The following is a 14,948-nucleotide window of genomic DNA, read 5'->3' on the forward strand; positions in this document are numbered from 1 at the left end:
TCGCGCGCACGCACGACGGGTCCAGTCTGGGGACATGACATCAGCACCAGCGGTCGAGGTCAGCGCGCTGCGCAAGGCCTACGGCGAGAAGCAGGCGGTCGACGGGCTGGACCTCGTCGTCGCCCGGGGTGAGATCGTCGCGGTGCTCGGGCCCAACGGCGCGGGCAAGACGACCACCGTGGAGATCCTCGAGGGGTTCCGCGAGCGCGACGGCGGGGACGTGCGCGTGCTCGGCGAGGACCCGGCCCGGGCGGGCCGCGCGTGGCGCTCCCGCCTCGGTGTCGTGCTGCAGAGCACCGACGACCTCGCGGAGGCGACCGTCGGCGAGCTCGTGCGCCACTTCGCCCGCTTCTACCCGCAGGCGCGGGACGCCGACGAGGTCATCGACGCGGTCGGGCTGCGCGAGAAGGTCCGCACGCGGGCCCGGCAGCTGTCCGGCGGGCAGCGCCGACGCCTCGACGTCGCGCTCGGCATCGTCGGGCGGCCCGAGCTGGTGTTCCTCGACGAGCCGACCACGGGGTTCGACCCGCAGGCCCGCCGCGACTTCTGGGACCTCGTCGCGGGGCTGCGCGAGGACGGCACGACGATCCTGCTCACGACGCACTACCTCGAGGAGGCCGAGCACCTGGCGGACCGCGTGGTCGTCGTGAACGCCGGCCGGGTGGTCGCGCAGGGTGCGCCCGCCGACCTGGGCGGGCGCACCGCACGCCAGGCGCTCGTGCGCTGGACCACGCCGGACGGTCCGCGCGAGGAGCGGACGGACACGCCGACCGCGCTCGTGCGCGACCTCGCCGGACGGTACGGCGAGGTGCCCGGGCTGCAGGTGCTGCGGCCCACGCTCGAGGACGTCTACCTGTCCCTGATCGGCGACGCGTCCGCGACGACGCCCGCCGCCCCCGTCGAGCCCGTGGAGGTGGCGCGATGAGCACGACCCACGCCGGGAGCACCCCGCGCACCCGCGCCGCGGTGCCGGGCACGCTCGCGCTCGGCCTGGCCCGCACGGGCTACGAGCTGCGCAGCTTCTTCCGCGAGCGCGACGCGGTCATCTTCATCTTCGCCTACCCCGTGATCATGCTCGCGATCTTCGCGACGGTGTTCGGGCAGGACGACGCGAGCATCGAGCTGCCCAGCGGGCAGGTCCCGTTCGCGCAGTACTTCCTGCCCGGGATGGTCGCCACGGGCGTCATGCTCACGAGCTTCCAGAACCTCGCGATCTCGATCGCGGTCGAGCGCGACGAGGGCGGGCTCAAGCGTCTGCGCGCCACTCCCCTGCCCGCCACGGCGTACTTCCTGGGCAAGATCGGGCAGGTCCTGGTCAACTGCACGCTGCAGATCGCCGTGCTGCTCGCCGTGGCCGCGGTGGTGTTCGACGTCCCCATGCCGCAGGACGCGGCCCACTGGGCCACGTTCGTGTGGGTCCTGCTGCTCGGCACCGCCAGCGGCGCGATCTGCGGCGTCGCGTTCTCCTCGCTGCCGCGCAGCGGCCGGTCCGCGAGCGCCGTGGTGACCCCCGTGGTGCTGGTCCTGCAGTTCATCTCCGGGGTGTTCTTCCAGTTCGACCAGCTCCCGTCGTGGATGCAGCAGGTCGCCTCCGTGTTCCCCCTGAAGTGGATGGCCCAGGGCATGCGCTCGGTGTTCCTGCCCGACGAGGCGGCGCAGCTCGAGGTGTCCGGGTCGTGGCAGCACGGGGCGATCGCGGCGGTCCTGCTGGCGTGGCTCGTCGTCGGGCTCGTCGTCGGCGTGCGCACGTTCCGGTGGCGCCGCCGGGACGACGGCTGACGCCGGGCCCATGGGTGCGCACCACGCGCGGACGGGCGGTGCCGGCGACGCGCCGGACCGCCCGTCGGCGCCCCGCCCCGCCGACCTGGCAGGCTTGCGCGACGTGGAGGACCGCCGGGTGAGCCACCGCGACGAGTTCTGGCGCCGCTCGATGCGGGCGTGGGACGTCGCGTTCTGGATCATGATCACGATCAGCGCGGCGTTCGCCGTGCCCGGCGCCCCGAGCGTCGCGCGGGCGCTCGGCACGCTCGCCGGCTTCGTCGTCATGGCGCTCGCGTACTACGGGCTCGGCCGACGAGGGGCGCGCCGCGGCGACGCGCGGGTGACGCAGGCGTACCTCGTCGTGGTCGTCCTGGTCATGACGTACGAGACCTGGGCCGCCGATCTCGGCATCGTGCTGCTGTTCGTCGCGTACTCCCACATCTGGTTCTTCGCGCTGTCGCGCCTGCAGGGCGTGGCGTGGACCGTGCTGCTCACCACGGGCGTCGTGGTCGCCACCGCGCTGCGGGTGCGCGCCGATCCGGTGGACCTGCCGTCCATCGCCGGTCAGGCGACGCTCGGCATGGTGTTCTCGATCGGCCTGGGCCTGTGGGTCACGTACGTCGCCGAGCAGAGCGAGGAGCGCGGCGCGCTGCTCGACGACCTGCGCGCCACGCAGGCCGCGCTCGCCGCGAGCCACCACGAGCAGGGCGTGCACGCGGAACGCGCTCGCCTCGCGCAGGAGATCCACGACACGCTCGCGCAGGGGTTCACGAGCGTGGTGATGCTCGCGCAGACCGCGTCGGCCGAGCTCGACACGGTCCTCGACACGGTGCTCGACGCGGCGCCCGGCGCCCCGGCGGACGCGGGACCCGGGCTCGGTGCCGAGCGCGTGCGCGAGCGGCTCACGCAGATCGAGTCGGTCGCGCGCGACAACCTGGCCGAGGCCCGCGCGCTCGTCGCGGCGTTCGCACCGCCCGCGCTCGACGACGGCCTCGCGGCCGCGCTGCACCGGCTGGGCGACCAGCTGCACGCGCAGACGGGCCTGGACGTGCGTGTCGAGACGCAGGACGTCGGCGAGCTGACGCAGGAGACCGCCGTGACGCTCCTGCGCGCCGCGCAGGAGTCGCTGGCGAACGTGCGTCGGCACGCGGACGCCGCCGGCGTGACGGTCCGGCTGCGACGCTCGGGCGAGCTCGTGGAGCTGGAGGTCGCCGACGACGGCCGCGGTGTGCGCGACGACGACCGCGAGGGCAACGGGGTGCGCGGCATGCGCGAGCGCGCGCGCTCCGCCGGCGGCGACCTCCGGCTGACCGGGACGCCCGGTGCGGGCACGCGCGTCGTGCTGCGCCTGCCGTCGGCACCGGACGTGCGCACGGAGGCGATCGCATGAGCACGACGTCCGACGAGGCCGCGGGGACGGTGCTCCGGGTCCTCGTCGCGGACGACCACCCGGTGGTGCGCTCGGGCATCGCGGGGCTGCTGGGGGTCGAGCCCGACATCGACGTCGTCGGCGAGGCGGCCGACGGCGAGGAAGCGCTCGTGCTCGCGCACGCGCTGCACCCGGACCTGGTGCTCATGGACCTGCGGATGCCGCGGCTCGACGGTGCGGGCGCGACCGCGCGGGTCGTCGCCGAGCTCCCGGGCACGCACGTGCTCGTGCTGACGACCTACGAGACCGACGCCGACATCCTGCGTGCCGTCGAGGCCGGCGCCACCGGGTACCTGCTCAAGGACACCCCGCGCGCCGAGCTGGTCGCGGGCGTGCGGGCCGCCGCGCGGGGCGAGGCGGCGCTCTCGCCGTCGGTCGCGCGGCGGCTCGTGCAGCAGGTGCGCGGCACGGGCGAGCGCCTCACGGCACGCGAGACGCAGGTGCTCGCCGCCGTCGCGCGCGGGCTGTCGAACGCCGCCGTCGGAGCCGAGCTGTTCATCTCCGAGGCGACCGTCAAGACGCACCTGCTGCGGGTGTTCGCCAAGCTCGGCGTCGACGACCGCACGCACGCCGTCACGGTCGCGATGTCCCGCGGCATCCTGCCGTCCGCCTGACCGAGGTCACGCGGACGGCAGGCACCGCAGTCGCAGGCACCGGACGTCAGCCGCAGGCGCCCTCGACCGCACCGCCCTGCGGGGTGTACGACCACTGCGCACCACCGTCGAGCTCGAGCCCCACGCAGAAGTCCGTGCCGTCGTTCGAGCCCGGGTCGAACGTCACGCGCTCGGCGCCCGAGGTCACCTCCGAGACGTCCTTCGAGCCGTCGCCCGTCGTCAGGACGTACCGGCCGCCCTCGATCGACAGCGCGTTCGGCGTGAGCGGGCTCGCCGACGGGTCGACGTAGTACACCGAGACCTCGATGCCGAGCGAGTAGAGGTCGCTCTGCGCGGCCCAGGACGCCTCGTCCCAGTCCCAGGTCTCCTCGCCGTCGCCGGAGCCAGGGTCGGTGCCGTCGCCGGAGCCGCCGCCCACGTCGATGTCGCCGTCCTCCTCCTCGTAGGTCCACTCGTCGTCGAGCGAGCCGCCCAGGTCGTCGAGGCCCTCGAGCTCGGGCACCGTGGCGAGACCGCCGAGCCCCCGAGCGCCCCCATGCCGAGGCTCGAGGACAGGTCCCCGAAGTTCTCCTCGAGCCACTGCTGGTCCTCGAGCTTGCCGTCCTTCTGCAGGCGCACCAGGTTCTCGAGCATCGTGCCGTAGGCGTGCGCGAACGTCGCGAGGACGGACACGCGGTACCCGCCGTCCTCCTCGACCGCGACGAGGCCGAGGTCCTCCAGGCCCAGCTCGACGAGTCCCTGGTTGTCGGCGATGCAGCGCTTCTCGCCGTCGGCGTCGCCCCCGGTCGTCGTGGCGCACGTGCCCTCGACGACGACGGTCTCACCGTCGCCCGAGAGCGCGACCCGCCGGGGCTGCAGGAGCTGGCGACCCGAGCCGAGGTCGCGCGAGTCGAACGACGCCTCGTCGACCGTCACCACGGTGTCGGACGCCGACAGCTCACCGACCCACTGGGAGACGTACACGTCCATGAACCGGCGCTCGCCCTCCGCGAGCGTGCCGGACAGCGTGTCCATGTCGCCCGAGCTGATCCCGGCGAGCGCCTCGGTGAACGCGACACCCGCGTCCTTGGCCGAGGTCGGCGCGGCACCGTCGTCGGACGGCATCGCGCCGCGCGTGCCGCCCTGCGCGACCGTGACGTACTCGCCGATCGTCATGAGCGGGCTGACGTACCAGTCACCGCCCTCCTCGACCGCCATCAGGAACGGCAGCTGCTCCTCGCCCTGGGCGTCCCACGTCAGCTCGGCGGCGTCGAGCGACCACGGCAGCGCGTCGTCGATCTGCTGCACCGCCTCGTCGCGCTCGCCGCCCGTCGGCACCGGCTGGCCGTACGCCTCGAGCACCGGCGTGAGCGCCTCGATCGCGAGGTCCGTGAGCTCCGCCGCGTCGGCGTCGACCGTGAGCGTGCCGCCCGCGATCGAGACCTTCGCGAGGCCCTCGTCGACCTCCTCGACCTGGAGGTCCAGGCCCTCGATGTCGATCGCGAGCGCGTCCAGCGCGGCGCGCAGCTTCTCCGGGTCGACCGACCTGCCGTCGCCGGCCAGGTCGTCGAGCCCGTCGACGCCGTCGAACGCGTCGCGGAACGAGCCGACCTCCGACGGCGAGAGGACGCCGTACACGGCGACGCCGTCCTTGTCCGCGACGCCCTCGACGAGCTGCGTCACGGCTGCCTCGGGCGACGCGGCGCCGCCCAGCTTGCTCAGCACCGTCGCCCAGGCGGCGTAGCCACCGGCGCCGACGACCGCGACCGCCGCGACGGCCACCCCGACCCACAGGCCCGTGCGGCGTCGGCGCGGCTGTGCGCCGACCGGGGCGAACTCCGCGCCGGGCGCGTCGACGCCGTCCTGCGGGACGACGGGGGCGACCGGACCGGTGGGGCTCGGGAAGGCGTCCGGCGTGGTCGGCTGCACGGCCGGCTGCACGGTGGGCTGCGCGGCCTGCTGCGGGGCGTCCTGCTGCGAGGCCGCGCCGCGCGCCGCGACCGCGGCGGCGACCGCCGGGTCGCCCTGCGCCGCGAGCCAGCCGAGCAGCTCGGGGTAGGCGGCGGGGTGCGCGGCGATCCGCGCGCGCAGGTCGGGTCGCTCGGCTGCGAGCCGCGCGAGCTCGGCGGGCGACGTCGACGGGTCGTCGAGAGCGGCGGCTGTCGGGTCGTGGGTCATGGCTCCCCCTGTCGGGCTCATGCGCCGCCGGCGGGCGACGAACAGGCAACTGTAGGGGGGACGAACCGGGCGCCGGGAGCGCTTTGACCCGCTCGCGCCGGAATTCACCTGGCAGGGTGGCAGACTGACCGCCGTGCGCGACCTGGCCCGGCTCCCCAAGGCGCACCTGCACCTGCACTTCACGGGCTCGATGCGGGTGAGCACGCTCGGCGAGCTCGCCGAGCAGCACGGCATCCGCCTGCCGGGCGCGCTGCTCGACTCCGACCCGCTGCACGTGCCGGCGACCGAGCGCGGCTGGTTCCGGTTCCAGCGCCTGTACGACGCGGCGCGCGCGTGCGTGCGCGGCGAGGCCGACATGCGGCGCGTGATCGCGGAGGCGGTCGCCGACGACGCTGCCGAGGGGTCGGGGCGACTCGAGATCCAGGTCGACCCGACGTCGTACGCGCCGTTCGTCGGCGGCATCACCCCCGCGCTCGAGATCGTGCTCGACGAGGCGCGCGCCGCGAGCGTGCGGCACGCCGTGTCCGTCGGCGTCGTCGTCGCCGCGTCCCGCATGCGGCACCCGCTCGAGGCCCGCACGCTCGCCCGGCTCGCCGCGCGGTACGCGGGCGACGGCTCGGGTGACGTGATCGGGTTCGGCCTGTCGAACGACGAGCGTCGCGGCGACACCGCTGAGTTCGCCGCGGCGTTCGCGATCGCGCGCCGCGCCGGGCTGGCCGCCGTGCCGCACGGCGGCGAGCTGCTGGGCCCCGCGCACGTGCACGACGTGGTGACGCACCTGCACCCGGACCGGCTGGGGCACGGGGTGCGCACGGGCGAGGACCCGCGCCTCCTGCACGACGTCGTCGAGCGCGGCATCGCGCTCGAGGTCTGTCCCGCGTCGAACGTGTCGCTCGGCGTCTACCCCGACGCGGGTGCGGTGCCGTTGGGCGCGCTCGTCGACGCGGGCGCGCAGGTGGCGCTCGGGGCGGACGACCCGCTGCTGTTCCGGTCGCGTCTCGTCGCGCAGTACGAGGTCGCGCGGGACGTGCACGGGTTCGACGACGACGCCCTCGCGGACCTGGCGCGCGCGTCGATCCGCGCGAGCCGCGCCGACGACGCCACCCGGGTGCGCCTGCTCGCGGGCGTGGACGCGTGGCTCGCCGCGCCCGCACCCGACCCGGTCCTGACGGCCCCGGGCGGCGCGGACCGGACCCCCTGACCGTCCCGCCGCACCGCCCCGCTGCACCGCCCCGCCCGAGCCCGCGGCCGGTCCACCACCGCCCGCACCGTCCCCGAGAGGTCCTCATGTCACTCGTCCTGGTCACCGGCTCCACCGACGGCATCGGCCTGGAGTCCGCCCGCCGTCTCCTCGACGCGGGCCACCAGGTCGTCGCGCACGCCCGCGACGCGCAGCGTGCCGCGCACGTGCGTGCCGTCCTCCCGGGCCTGCGCGACGTCGTCGTCGGCGACCTCACCTCGCTCACGCAGACGCGGGCACTCGCGGACGCCGCGACGTCCGCCGCCGGGGGCGCGTACGACGCGGTGATCCACAACGCCGGTGTGGGCGGCGGTGCGCCGCGGACCCCGACCGCCGACGGCCTCGAGCGGATCGTCCAGGTGAACACGGTCGCGCCGTACGTCCTGACCGCGCTCATGCCCCGCCCGGGCCGCCTCGTGTACCTGACGTCCGGGCTCGAGTCGGACGGCCGCGCCGTGCTCGACGACCTGCTGTGGGAGTCGCGCCCGTGGGACGGCATGCAGGCGTACTCGGACTCGAAGCTCTACGACGTGATGCTCGCGTTCGCCGTCGCGCGCCTGTGGCCGGACGTCCTGTCGACCGCGGTGGACCCGGGCTGGATCAAGACCAAGCTGGGCGGCCCGGACGCGTGGGACGAGGTCGGGGACGGCGCCGCGACCCAGGTGTGGCTCGCGACCGCCGACGACGACGCCGCGCGCGTCACCGGCCGCTACCTCAAGCGGTTCGCCGTGCTCGACGCGAACCCGCAGGCCTCCGACGTCACGCTGCAGGACGAGCTGCTCGACCGGCTCGCCGCGCTCACCGGCGTCGTGCTCCCGCGCTGACGCCTCAGAGCGTCACCCCGACGAGCACGGGCTCCGGCTCGAGGGTCACGCCGAACGCGGCGCGCACCCCGTCGCGGACCTGACGCGCGAGCGCGACGACGTCCGCGGCGCCGGCACCCCCGCGGTTGGTGAGCGCGAGCGTGTGCTTGGTCGACAGCGCCGCCGGGCCGGGCATGCCGAACCCGCGCGCGAACCCGGCGTGCTCGATCAGCCATGCCGCGCTCGTCTTCACCACGCCGTCGCCCGCCGGGTAGCGGGGCGCCTCGGCGGGCAGCCGTGCGGCCGTGGCCTCGTCGAGGAGCGGGTTCGTGAAGAACGAGCCCGCGCTGCGGGTGTCCGCGTCCGCCGGGTCGAGCACCATGCCCTTGCGGCGGCGCAGCTCGAGCACCGCGGCGCGGACGTCGAGCAGCGGCGCACGCTCGCCGACCTCGACGCCGAGCGTGCGCGCGAGCTCGGCGTACGCGATCGGCGCGGAGAGCGTGCCCTGACGGAGCTGGAACGTCACGTCGAGCACCACGTAGCGCGGCGTCGGGCCCCAGGGCGCGCGCTCGTCGACCGGGTCGCGGGGGTCGCGCCGCGGGTCGTCGGCGGCGAGCAGGGAGCGCTTGAGCAGCGACGTGCGGTAGCCGAACCGCAGGTCGACGAGGGCAGGGTCCGCACCCGCAGGCGCTCGCGGTCCCACACCCGCACGGTCGCGATGGTCTGCGCGACCTCCTGCCCGTACGCACCGACGTTCTGCACGGGCGTCGCGCCCGTCGAGCCCGGGATCCCCGACAGCGCCTCGATGCCGTACAGGCGGTGCGAGGTGGCCTCGGCGACCACGTCGTCCCAGGGCGTGCCCGCGGGCACCGTGTACGTCACGCCCGCGCACGCCGAGTGGTCGGGCACGTCGATGCCCGTGCGCGTGTCCCGCACGACGAGGCCGTCGAACCCCTCGTCGGACACGAGGAGGTTCGAGCCGCCCCCGAGCACCAGGACGGGCTCGCCCGCCTCGTCGGCGGTGCGGACCGCGTCGATCAGCTCGGCCTCGCTCGTCGTCGCGACGAACCGGGCGACCGGCCCGCCGACGCCGAGGGTCGTCAGGTCAGCGAGACGGGGTGCGGTGCCGACGGTCATGCCTCCAGGCTACGGGCGGGTGCGGGACTCGTCGTCCGCGTCCGTCGTGACGTCGTCGGTGGCGGCACGCAGGGGTGCGGCCGCACCCGCGACGAGGATGCCGAGCGCGACGGGCACGAGGATCACCAGCAGCGCGTGCCGGTAGCCGACGTGCTGCGCGAGCAGGCCGAGCAGCGGCGGCCCGGCGAGGAACGCCGAGTAGCCGATCGTCGACACGACGCTCACGCGCGCGGCGGCACGCAGCGGGTCGTCGGCCGCCGCGCTCATGCCCACCGGGAAGCCGAGCGCGGCACCCGCACCCCACGCGACGATCCCGATGAGCGCGAGCCACATGGTCGGCGCGAGCCCGAACAGGGCCAGGCCGACGAGCGCGAGGACCGCGCACAGCCGCAGCACGAACACGCGCCCGTACCGGTCGAGCAGCGCGGTGCCGAACCAGCGCATGCCCGTCATCGACGCGAGGAACAGGCCCAGCGCGACCGCGCCGAGCGCGTGCGGGGTCTCGAACCCGTCGACCACCGCGAGGCTCACCCAGTCGTTCGCGGAGCCCTCGGTGAGCGCGGCGGCCAGGACCACGAGGCCGATGAGCAGCGTGCGCGGCTCCAGCCACGCGGCGAACGCTCGTCGGGCACGGCCGGACCCGGCCCGCGCGGCCTCGTGGTGCTCGACGACGACCTGCGCCTCGTGGTCCACCAGGAACAGCCGCACCGACCACACCACCGCGACCATCGACAGCGCCAGGACCACGGGAAGGTGCACGACGACCGGCACGTGCAGCCACGCCGCGACCGCGGCGATCCCCGCGGCCGCCACCGTGCCGAGCGAGAAGCCCGCGTGGTAGCGCGGCATGACGGTGCGCCCGAGCCGCTGCTCGACGACCGCGCCCTCGACGTTCATGGCCGCGTCCCACACGCCCGTGCCCACGCCGTAGACCACGAGCCCGACCGCGGCGAGGACCACCGAGCCGGCCGCGACGCCCACCGCGGCGAGCGCGAGACCGCTCGCGTTGAGGAGCGCGGAGTACAGGACGGTCCGGCGCGCACCGAGGTGCTCGATGATCGTCCCGGACAGCGGGAGCGCGACGAGCGACCCCACGGACCCGACGAGCAGCAGCAGCCCCATGCGGCCCGCGGACAGCTCGAGGCCGTCGCGCACCGCGGGCAGGCGCGAGGCCCAGCTGGCGAAGTTGAAGCCGGACAGGAAGAACACGGCGAACACCGCGAACGACGCGGCACGCACCGGGTCGCGTCGGAACCCTGCGGTCACTGACCTGTCCTCCACCTCGTCGTGGCTTCGCGTGCTGCTCACGGTACGCGTACCTCCTGGTGCGTCGGGTCGTGCTGGTACAGGTCGTGCGGGTACGGGCCGTGCGGGGCGGTCGTCGCGGCGGCGACGAGCGCGGGTGCGGCGACGTCGTCGGACGGCGCGCGCTGCGCGGGGACGACGAGCGTGCGGGTGGCCGCGTCGTCGTCCGAGGCGCGGGTCGGTGTGTCGTCGTGCGTGGGCGGCGCGACCTGGTGCGCGAGGCACACGCTCGCGACCATCGCGACCGCGATGAGCGCGAGGGCCTGGCGCGCACCGATCGACTCCGCCGCGAGTCCCAGCAGCGGCGGCGCCGCGATCGAGGCGACCGACGAGAACGACGACACGACGGCGACGCGCCCGGCTGCGCGCAGCGGGTCGTCGGAGGCGGCCGCGATGCCGATGGGCACCGCGAGCGCGGCCCCGAACCCCCACAGCACGACGCCGACGGAGGCGAGCGCGAAGGACGGCGCGAACCCGAACAGCAGCAGGCCGACGATCGACACGACCCCGGACGCGCGCAGCACGGCGACTCGGCCGTGCCGGTCGATGAGCCGGGTCCCCGCGAGGCGGACGAGCGTCATCGCGGCGACGTACAGCGCGAGGACGACGCCACCGACGGCCTCGGTCCGGTCGAAGCCGTCGACGACGGCGATGGACAGCCAGTCGTTGGCGGCGCCCTCGGAGAGCGCGGCGGCCATGATGACGACCCCTACGAGGAGCGTGCGGGGCTCGCGCCACGCGTCCAGCGCCGTGCCGACCCTGCGACGACCGCCGGGCGGGGAAGCCGGCGCGGGGGTGACCGTGCGCGGCTGGTCACCCGTGCCGGCGGGGAGGACGACGCTGCGCAGCGAGGCGAGCCGCCACACGACGGCGACCGCGGCGACGGTGGTGAACTGCACCGGCAGCGGGACGCCCTGGCGCGAGGCGAGCGCACCGAGGCCCGAGCCGGCCACCGCGCCGATCGAGAACGCGGCGTGGAACTGCGGGATGACGGTCCGGCCCATCGCGCGCTCGACGCGCGCGGACTCGACGTTGACGGGGACGTTGCCGAGTGCGATCGACATGCCGTTGAGGAACACCCCGACCGACAGCAGCAGCACCGACCCGGCGCCCGGCCCGACGCCCATGAGCACGTACGCGACGGCGAGCAGCACGGTCGAGGCGAGGATCGCGGCCCGGCTCCCCCACCGCTGCACGACGATGCCGGCGAACGTGACCGTGACGAGCGCGCCGACGGAGCCGACGAGCAGCACCCCGCCGAGCGCGGAGGTCGACAGGTCGAGCTCCGCGCGGACGGTGGGCAGGCGGGCGAGCCAGCTCGAGAACACGATTCCGAGCAGCGCGAACAGCCCGAGCAGGTGCAGGCGGGCGCGCGCGACGACGGGCGCGACGGGGGCGGCGCTCGAGGCGGCGGGCCGCGTGGGCGCGCTCAGGGTCACGGTCTGCTCCGGGCGGGGACGGAAGGATGAGGTCGAATCGATTCGAGAGGAGCGCGGGAGCACAGGTCGAATCGATTTGATGGGTGACGGCCATTCTCCGGGTACGCTGGCCGCTGCGTCAAACGAACCGTCAAGGTCACACGAACCGTCCAGGTCACACCCGTCCAGGTCGACCACTCGACGTCCCGCTCGTCACCGAGCCGCCCGCCGGAGGTGCCCGCTGTCGTCCCAGCGCCCGACGCTCGCCGACGTCGCCTCCGCGGCCGGGGTCTCCGTCTCCACCGCCTCGCTCGCCTTCTCCGGCGCGGGCCCCATCGCCTCGACCACGCGTGAGCGCGTGCTGTCCGCGGCCGCCGACCTCGGCTACCTGGGCCCCAACCCCCTCGGCCGCCAGCTGCGCAGCGGACGCTCCGGCATCGTCGGCGTGGTCGTCGGCGACGCGCTGCGCCGCTCGTTCCGCGACCCCGTCTCGATCCAGGTGCTCGACGGCCTCGTCGGCACCCTCGGCGAGATGAGCCTGGGCGTCCTGCTCATCCCCGGCCCCAGCGACCCCGCCGAGGCACCCGTCGACCCGCTCGTGCTGTCCGCCGCGATGGACGTCGCCGTCCTCCTGTGGGGCAGCGGCACCCAGGACCCCGTGCTCGACGCGCTCCGCCGCCGCGGCGTGCCCACCGTCGTCGTCGAGGGCGTCCCCGAGCCCGACGTCGCGACCGTCGGTATCGACGACCGCCGCGGCATGGCGGACGTCGTGCGCCACCTGCAGGACCTCGGGCACGAGCGGTTCGCGTGCGTGACCCTCGCGTTCGACCGGCAGCGCGGCGAGGGGTTCGTCGAGCCCGCCCGGTGGGACGAGGTCGTGTGGCAGGTGACCCGGCGTCGCCTCGACGGCGTGCGGGACGCCGGCGTCACCCCCGAGTCGGTCTACGAGACGCCCGCGTCGCTCGTCGAGCACGGCAAGGCCGCGGGCTTCGCGATCCTGTCCCGCGAGGACCGGCCCACCGCCGTGGTGTGCCAGTCGGACCTGCTGGCCTCGGGCGTCGTGCTCGCGGCGCGCGAGCTGGGGCTCGCGGTGCCCGGCGACGTGTCGGTCGCCGGGTTCGACGGGCTGGACCTGCCCTGGCTCGCGCCCGACGTGCTCACGTCCGTCGTGCAGCCGCTGGCCGAGAAGGGCGTCGTCGTCGGCCGCGCGGTCGCGTCGCTGCTCGCCGGCCAGATGCCCGAGCCCACCGTGCTGCCCGTGGCGCTGCGTCCCGGGACGACGACGGGCCCCGCCCCGCGCTGAGCGCGGAGGGGGCCCGTTCGACGAGGAGCGCTGACCGGCGGGTCAGGACAGGCGGACGACCGCCTGCGCCTTGCCGAGCACCCGCTGCCCGTCGACCGTCACCGTGAGGTCGATGCGCGCCGTGCCCGCGTCCGGGTCGATCGCACCGACGGCCCCGACGACCTCGACCGTCGCATGCCCGGGGTCCGGCACCGGGACCGGGCGCGTGAACCGCACCTGGTAGTCGACGACCCGTCCGGGGTCCCCCACCCAGTCCACGACCGGACCGACCGCGGCGCCCATGGTCCACATCCCGTGCGCGATCACGCCGGGCAGACCCACCGACGACGCGACACGGTCGTTCCAGTGGATCGGGTTGAAGTCGCCCGACGCCGCCGCGTACCGCACGAGCCGCGCACGGTCGACGACGACCTCGCTGCGCGCGACCTCCTGACCGACCTCGAGGTCCTGCAGACGCGGGGACATCAGGACTCCTCGGGACGCACGGCGAGCGTGGACACGACGGTCGCGACGGCCTCGCCGTCCTCCGCCGCGATCTCGGCGCGCGTGGTGATCATCGCCAGACCGGCGCGCTCGACGATCGAGTCGACGTGCAGCACCGTGACCAGCCGGTCGCCCGCGTGCACGGGCCGGTGGTGCGTGAACCGCTCGTCGGCGTGCACGACCCTGCTGAAGTCGATGCCCGCGGCGGGGTCCTCGAACAGCTGGGCCTCGGCGCGCTGTGCGACCACGACCGCGAAGGTCGGGGGCGCGACCACGTCGGGGTACCCCAACGCACGCGCCGCCTCGACGTCCGTGTGCGCGGGGTGCTGCGCGCCCACCGCGGCCGCGAACGACCGCAGGTGCTCGCGCCCGACCTCGTAGACCGCGTTCGGCGGGTAGACGCGCCCGGCATACCCGGTGTCGACCGGCATCGCCAGGGTCAGCGGGTCTCGCGGTGCAGCGTGTGGCGGTTGTCGCGCGGGCAGTACTTCTTCATCTCGAGACGGTCGGGGTCGTTCCGACGGTTCTTCTTCGTGATGTAGTTGCGCTCCTTGCACTCCGTGCATGCGAGCGTGATCTTCGGACGGACGTCCGAGCTCTTGCTGGCCATGGTCTTGCCACCTCTCGCGCCACCACGGCGCTTGCGTTCGAACAGCGGGCACCGGCGGCACCCTCGGGGTCAACGGTGGTCGTGTCGCGCCCACGGGCGACTGCGCTCCCGAGCGGCACGCCCCGGGTCCGGCCCGGGCGGCCGTCGATGCACACGCACACAGACCGCCGTCAAGAATAGCGCACGGGACACCGCCGCCAGAACCCGGGGCCGGCCCGCACGCGGCGACGTCCGTCACCCCGGATCACCGGCCGGCCCTGCCCGCACGACTCGCGTCGGTGCCGTGCGTCGGCGCGGTGCGTCGGCGCGGTGCACGGGCCCCGGCTACGCCGAAGGCCCGTCGGCGGACCGGCGGGCCTTCGATGTCTGTAGCGGGAGCGGGACTCGAACCCGCGACCTCACGATTATGAGTCGTGCGCTCTCACCAACTGAGCTACCCCGCCTCGGGTGCGGGCCGGGAGCGCGGACCGAGCCGCGCTCCCGAACACACCACAGAGCCCCGAAAGGGAATCGAACCCTTGACCTTCTCCTTACCATGGAGACGCTCTGCCGACTGAGCTATCGGGGCAGCGCGGAACAGGCTACACGGCCATCCGCCCGGCGCGAAATCCACTCCCAGCCCCCCGCGGCCACCCCACCTCCACCCCCGCTCGACCCCGCTCGACCTCGTCCCCACCCCCACCCCACC

The 14,948-nt window shown here is 75.0% G+C and carries 14 protein-coding genes, 2 tRNA genes and 1 pseudogene; 7 read left to right on the plus strand and 10 right to left on the minus strand.

Annotated elements, in window-relative coordinates:
- Window positions 1-34 precede the first annotated feature (34 nt).
- The 4 genes from CBP52_RS09695 to CBP52_RS09710 all read left to right on the plus strand — a co-directional run bounded on the left by CBP52_RS09695 (window position 35) and on the right by CBP52_RS09710 (window position 3,804).
- Window positions 35-925: an ABC transporter ATP-binding protein gene (locus CBP52_RS09695; RefSeq protein ID WP_094180773.1), complete on the plus strand. Its 891-nt coding sequence runs from the start codon at window positions 35-37 to the stop codon at window positions 923-925.
- Window positions 922-1,779, plus strand: coding sequence for an ABC transporter permease (locus CBP52_RS09700; protein WP_094180774.1), 858 nt, complete (start codon window positions 922-924; stop codon window positions 1,777-1,779). The genes CBP52_RS09695 and CBP52_RS09700 overlap by 4 nt, the downstream gene beginning before the upstream one ends.
- A gap of 118 nt (window positions 1,780-1,897) precedes the next feature.
- Window positions 1,898-3,151, plus strand: a complete 1,254-nt coding sequence (locus CBP52_RS09705; RefSeq protein ID WP_232514428.1) for a sensor histidine kinase — start codon at window positions 1,898-1,900, stop codon at window positions 3,149-3,151.
- Complete coding sequence (locus CBP52_RS09710) at window positions 3,148-3,804, plus strand: response regulator transcription factor (RefSeq protein WP_094180776.1); 657 nt, start codon at window positions 3,148-3,150, stop codon at window positions 3,802-3,804. Before CBP52_RS09705 ends, CBP52_RS09710 begins: the two co-directional genes overlap by 4 nt.
- Before the next feature lie 46 nt (window positions 3,805-3,850).
- Here CBP52_RS09710 and CBP52_RS17910 read toward each other — a convergent pair whose 3' ends face one another.
- Window positions 3,851-4,099 (minus strand): hypothetical protein, encoded by a 249-nt coding sequence (locus CBP52_RS17910; RefSeq protein WP_094180777.1) that lies wholly within the window; start codon window positions 4,097-4,099, stop codon window positions 3,851-3,853.
- Window positions 4,024-5,961: a hypothetical protein gene (locus CBP52_RS09720; RefSeq protein WP_094180778.1), complete on the minus strand. Its 1,938-nt coding sequence runs from the start codon at window positions 5,959-5,961 to the stop codon at window positions 4,024-4,026. Before CBP52_RS09720 ends, CBP52_RS17910 begins: the two co-directional genes overlap by 76 nt.
- A gap of 133 nt (window positions 5,962-6,094) precedes the next feature.
- On the opposite strand from CBP52_RS09720, the gene CBP52_RS09725 reads away from it, so the two are divergent.
- Together CBP52_RS09725 and CBP52_RS09730 are read left to right on the plus strand one after the other, a co-directional pair.
- Window positions 6,095-7,162: an adenosine deaminase gene (locus CBP52_RS09725; protein WP_094180779.1), complete on the plus strand. Its 1,068-nt coding sequence runs from the start codon at window positions 6,095-6,097 to the stop codon at window positions 7,160-7,162.
- Window positions 7,163-7,248: 86 nt separating this feature from the next.
- Window positions 7,249-8,025, plus strand: a complete 777-nt coding sequence (locus CBP52_RS09730; RefSeq protein ID WP_094180780.1) for an SDR family NAD(P)-dependent oxidoreductase — start codon at window positions 7,249-7,251, stop codon at window positions 8,023-8,025.
- Window positions 8,026-8,029: 4 nt separating this feature from the next.
- Here the strand turns inward: CBP52_RS09730 and CBP52_RS09735 are convergent.
- The 3 genes and pseudogenes from CBP52_RS09735 to CBP52_RS09745 form a co-directional block, all read right to left on the minus strand.
- Window positions 8,030-9,141 (minus strand): annotated as a pseudogene (locus CBP52_RS09735) (UDP-N-acetylmuramate dehydrogenase).
- A 9-nt stretch (window positions 9,142-9,150) separates the two neighbouring features.
- The gene (locus CBP52_RS09740) at window positions 9,151-10,407 is read right to left on the minus strand and encodes an MFS transporter (RefSeq protein ID WP_232514429.1); all 1,257 of its coding nucleotides are present in this window, start codon (window positions 10,405-10,407) and stop codon (window positions 9,151-9,153) included.
- A gap of 38 nt (window positions 10,408-10,445) precedes the next feature.
- Entirely contained in the window at window positions 10,446-11,885 is a 1,440-nt protein-coding gene (locus CBP52_RS09745) for an MFS transporter (RefSeq protein WP_232514430.1), read from the minus strand.
- Between the two features lie 220 nt (window positions 11,886-12,105).
- Between CBP52_RS09745 and CBP52_RS09750 the strand changes: the two genes are divergently transcribed.
- Window positions 12,106-13,167, plus strand: a complete 1,062-nt coding sequence (locus CBP52_RS09750; protein WP_232514775.1) for a LacI family DNA-binding transcriptional regulator — start codon at window positions 12,106-12,108, stop codon at window positions 13,165-13,167.
- A gap of 42 nt (window positions 13,168-13,209) precedes the next feature.
- Here CBP52_RS09750 and CBP52_RS09755 read toward each other — a convergent pair whose 3' ends face one another.
- The 5 genes from CBP52_RS09755 to CBP52_RS09775 all read right to left on the minus strand — a co-directional run bounded on the left by CBP52_RS09755 (window position 13,210) and on the right by CBP52_RS09775 (window position 14,828).
- Entirely contained in the window at window positions 13,210-13,632 is a 423-nt protein-coding gene (locus CBP52_RS09755; RefSeq protein WP_094180782.1) for a MaoC family dehydratase, read from the minus strand.
- Window positions 13,632-14,081, minus strand: a complete 450-nt coding sequence (locus CBP52_RS09760) for a MaoC family dehydratase N-terminal domain-containing protein (RefSeq protein ID WP_094180783.1) — start codon at window positions 14,079-14,081, stop codon at window positions 13,632-13,634. The genes CBP52_RS09755 and CBP52_RS09760 overlap by 1 nt, the downstream gene beginning before the upstream one ends.
- 8 nt (window positions 14,082-14,089) lie before the next feature.
- Window positions 14,090-14,260 (minus strand): 50S ribosomal protein L33, encoded by a 171-nt coding sequence (gene rpmG, locus CBP52_RS09765; protein ID WP_094180784.1) that lies wholly within the window; start codon window positions 14,258-14,260, stop codon window positions 14,090-14,092.
- Between the two features lie 369 nt (window positions 14,261-14,629).
- A tRNA-Met gene (locus CBP52_RS09770) sits at window positions 14,630-14,703 on the minus strand.
- A gap of 52 nt (window positions 14,704-14,755) precedes the next feature.
- Window positions 14,756-14,828: transfer RNA gene (locus tag CBP52_RS09775), tRNA-Thr, on the minus strand.
- Window positions 14,829-14,948 lie beyond the last annotated feature (120 nt).

This window comes from Cellulomonas sp. PSBB021 (assembly GCF_002240455.1).
GTDB classification, from domain to species: Bacteria; Actinomycetota; Actinomycetes; order Actinomycetales; family Cellulomonadaceae; genus Cellulomonas; species Cellulomonas uda.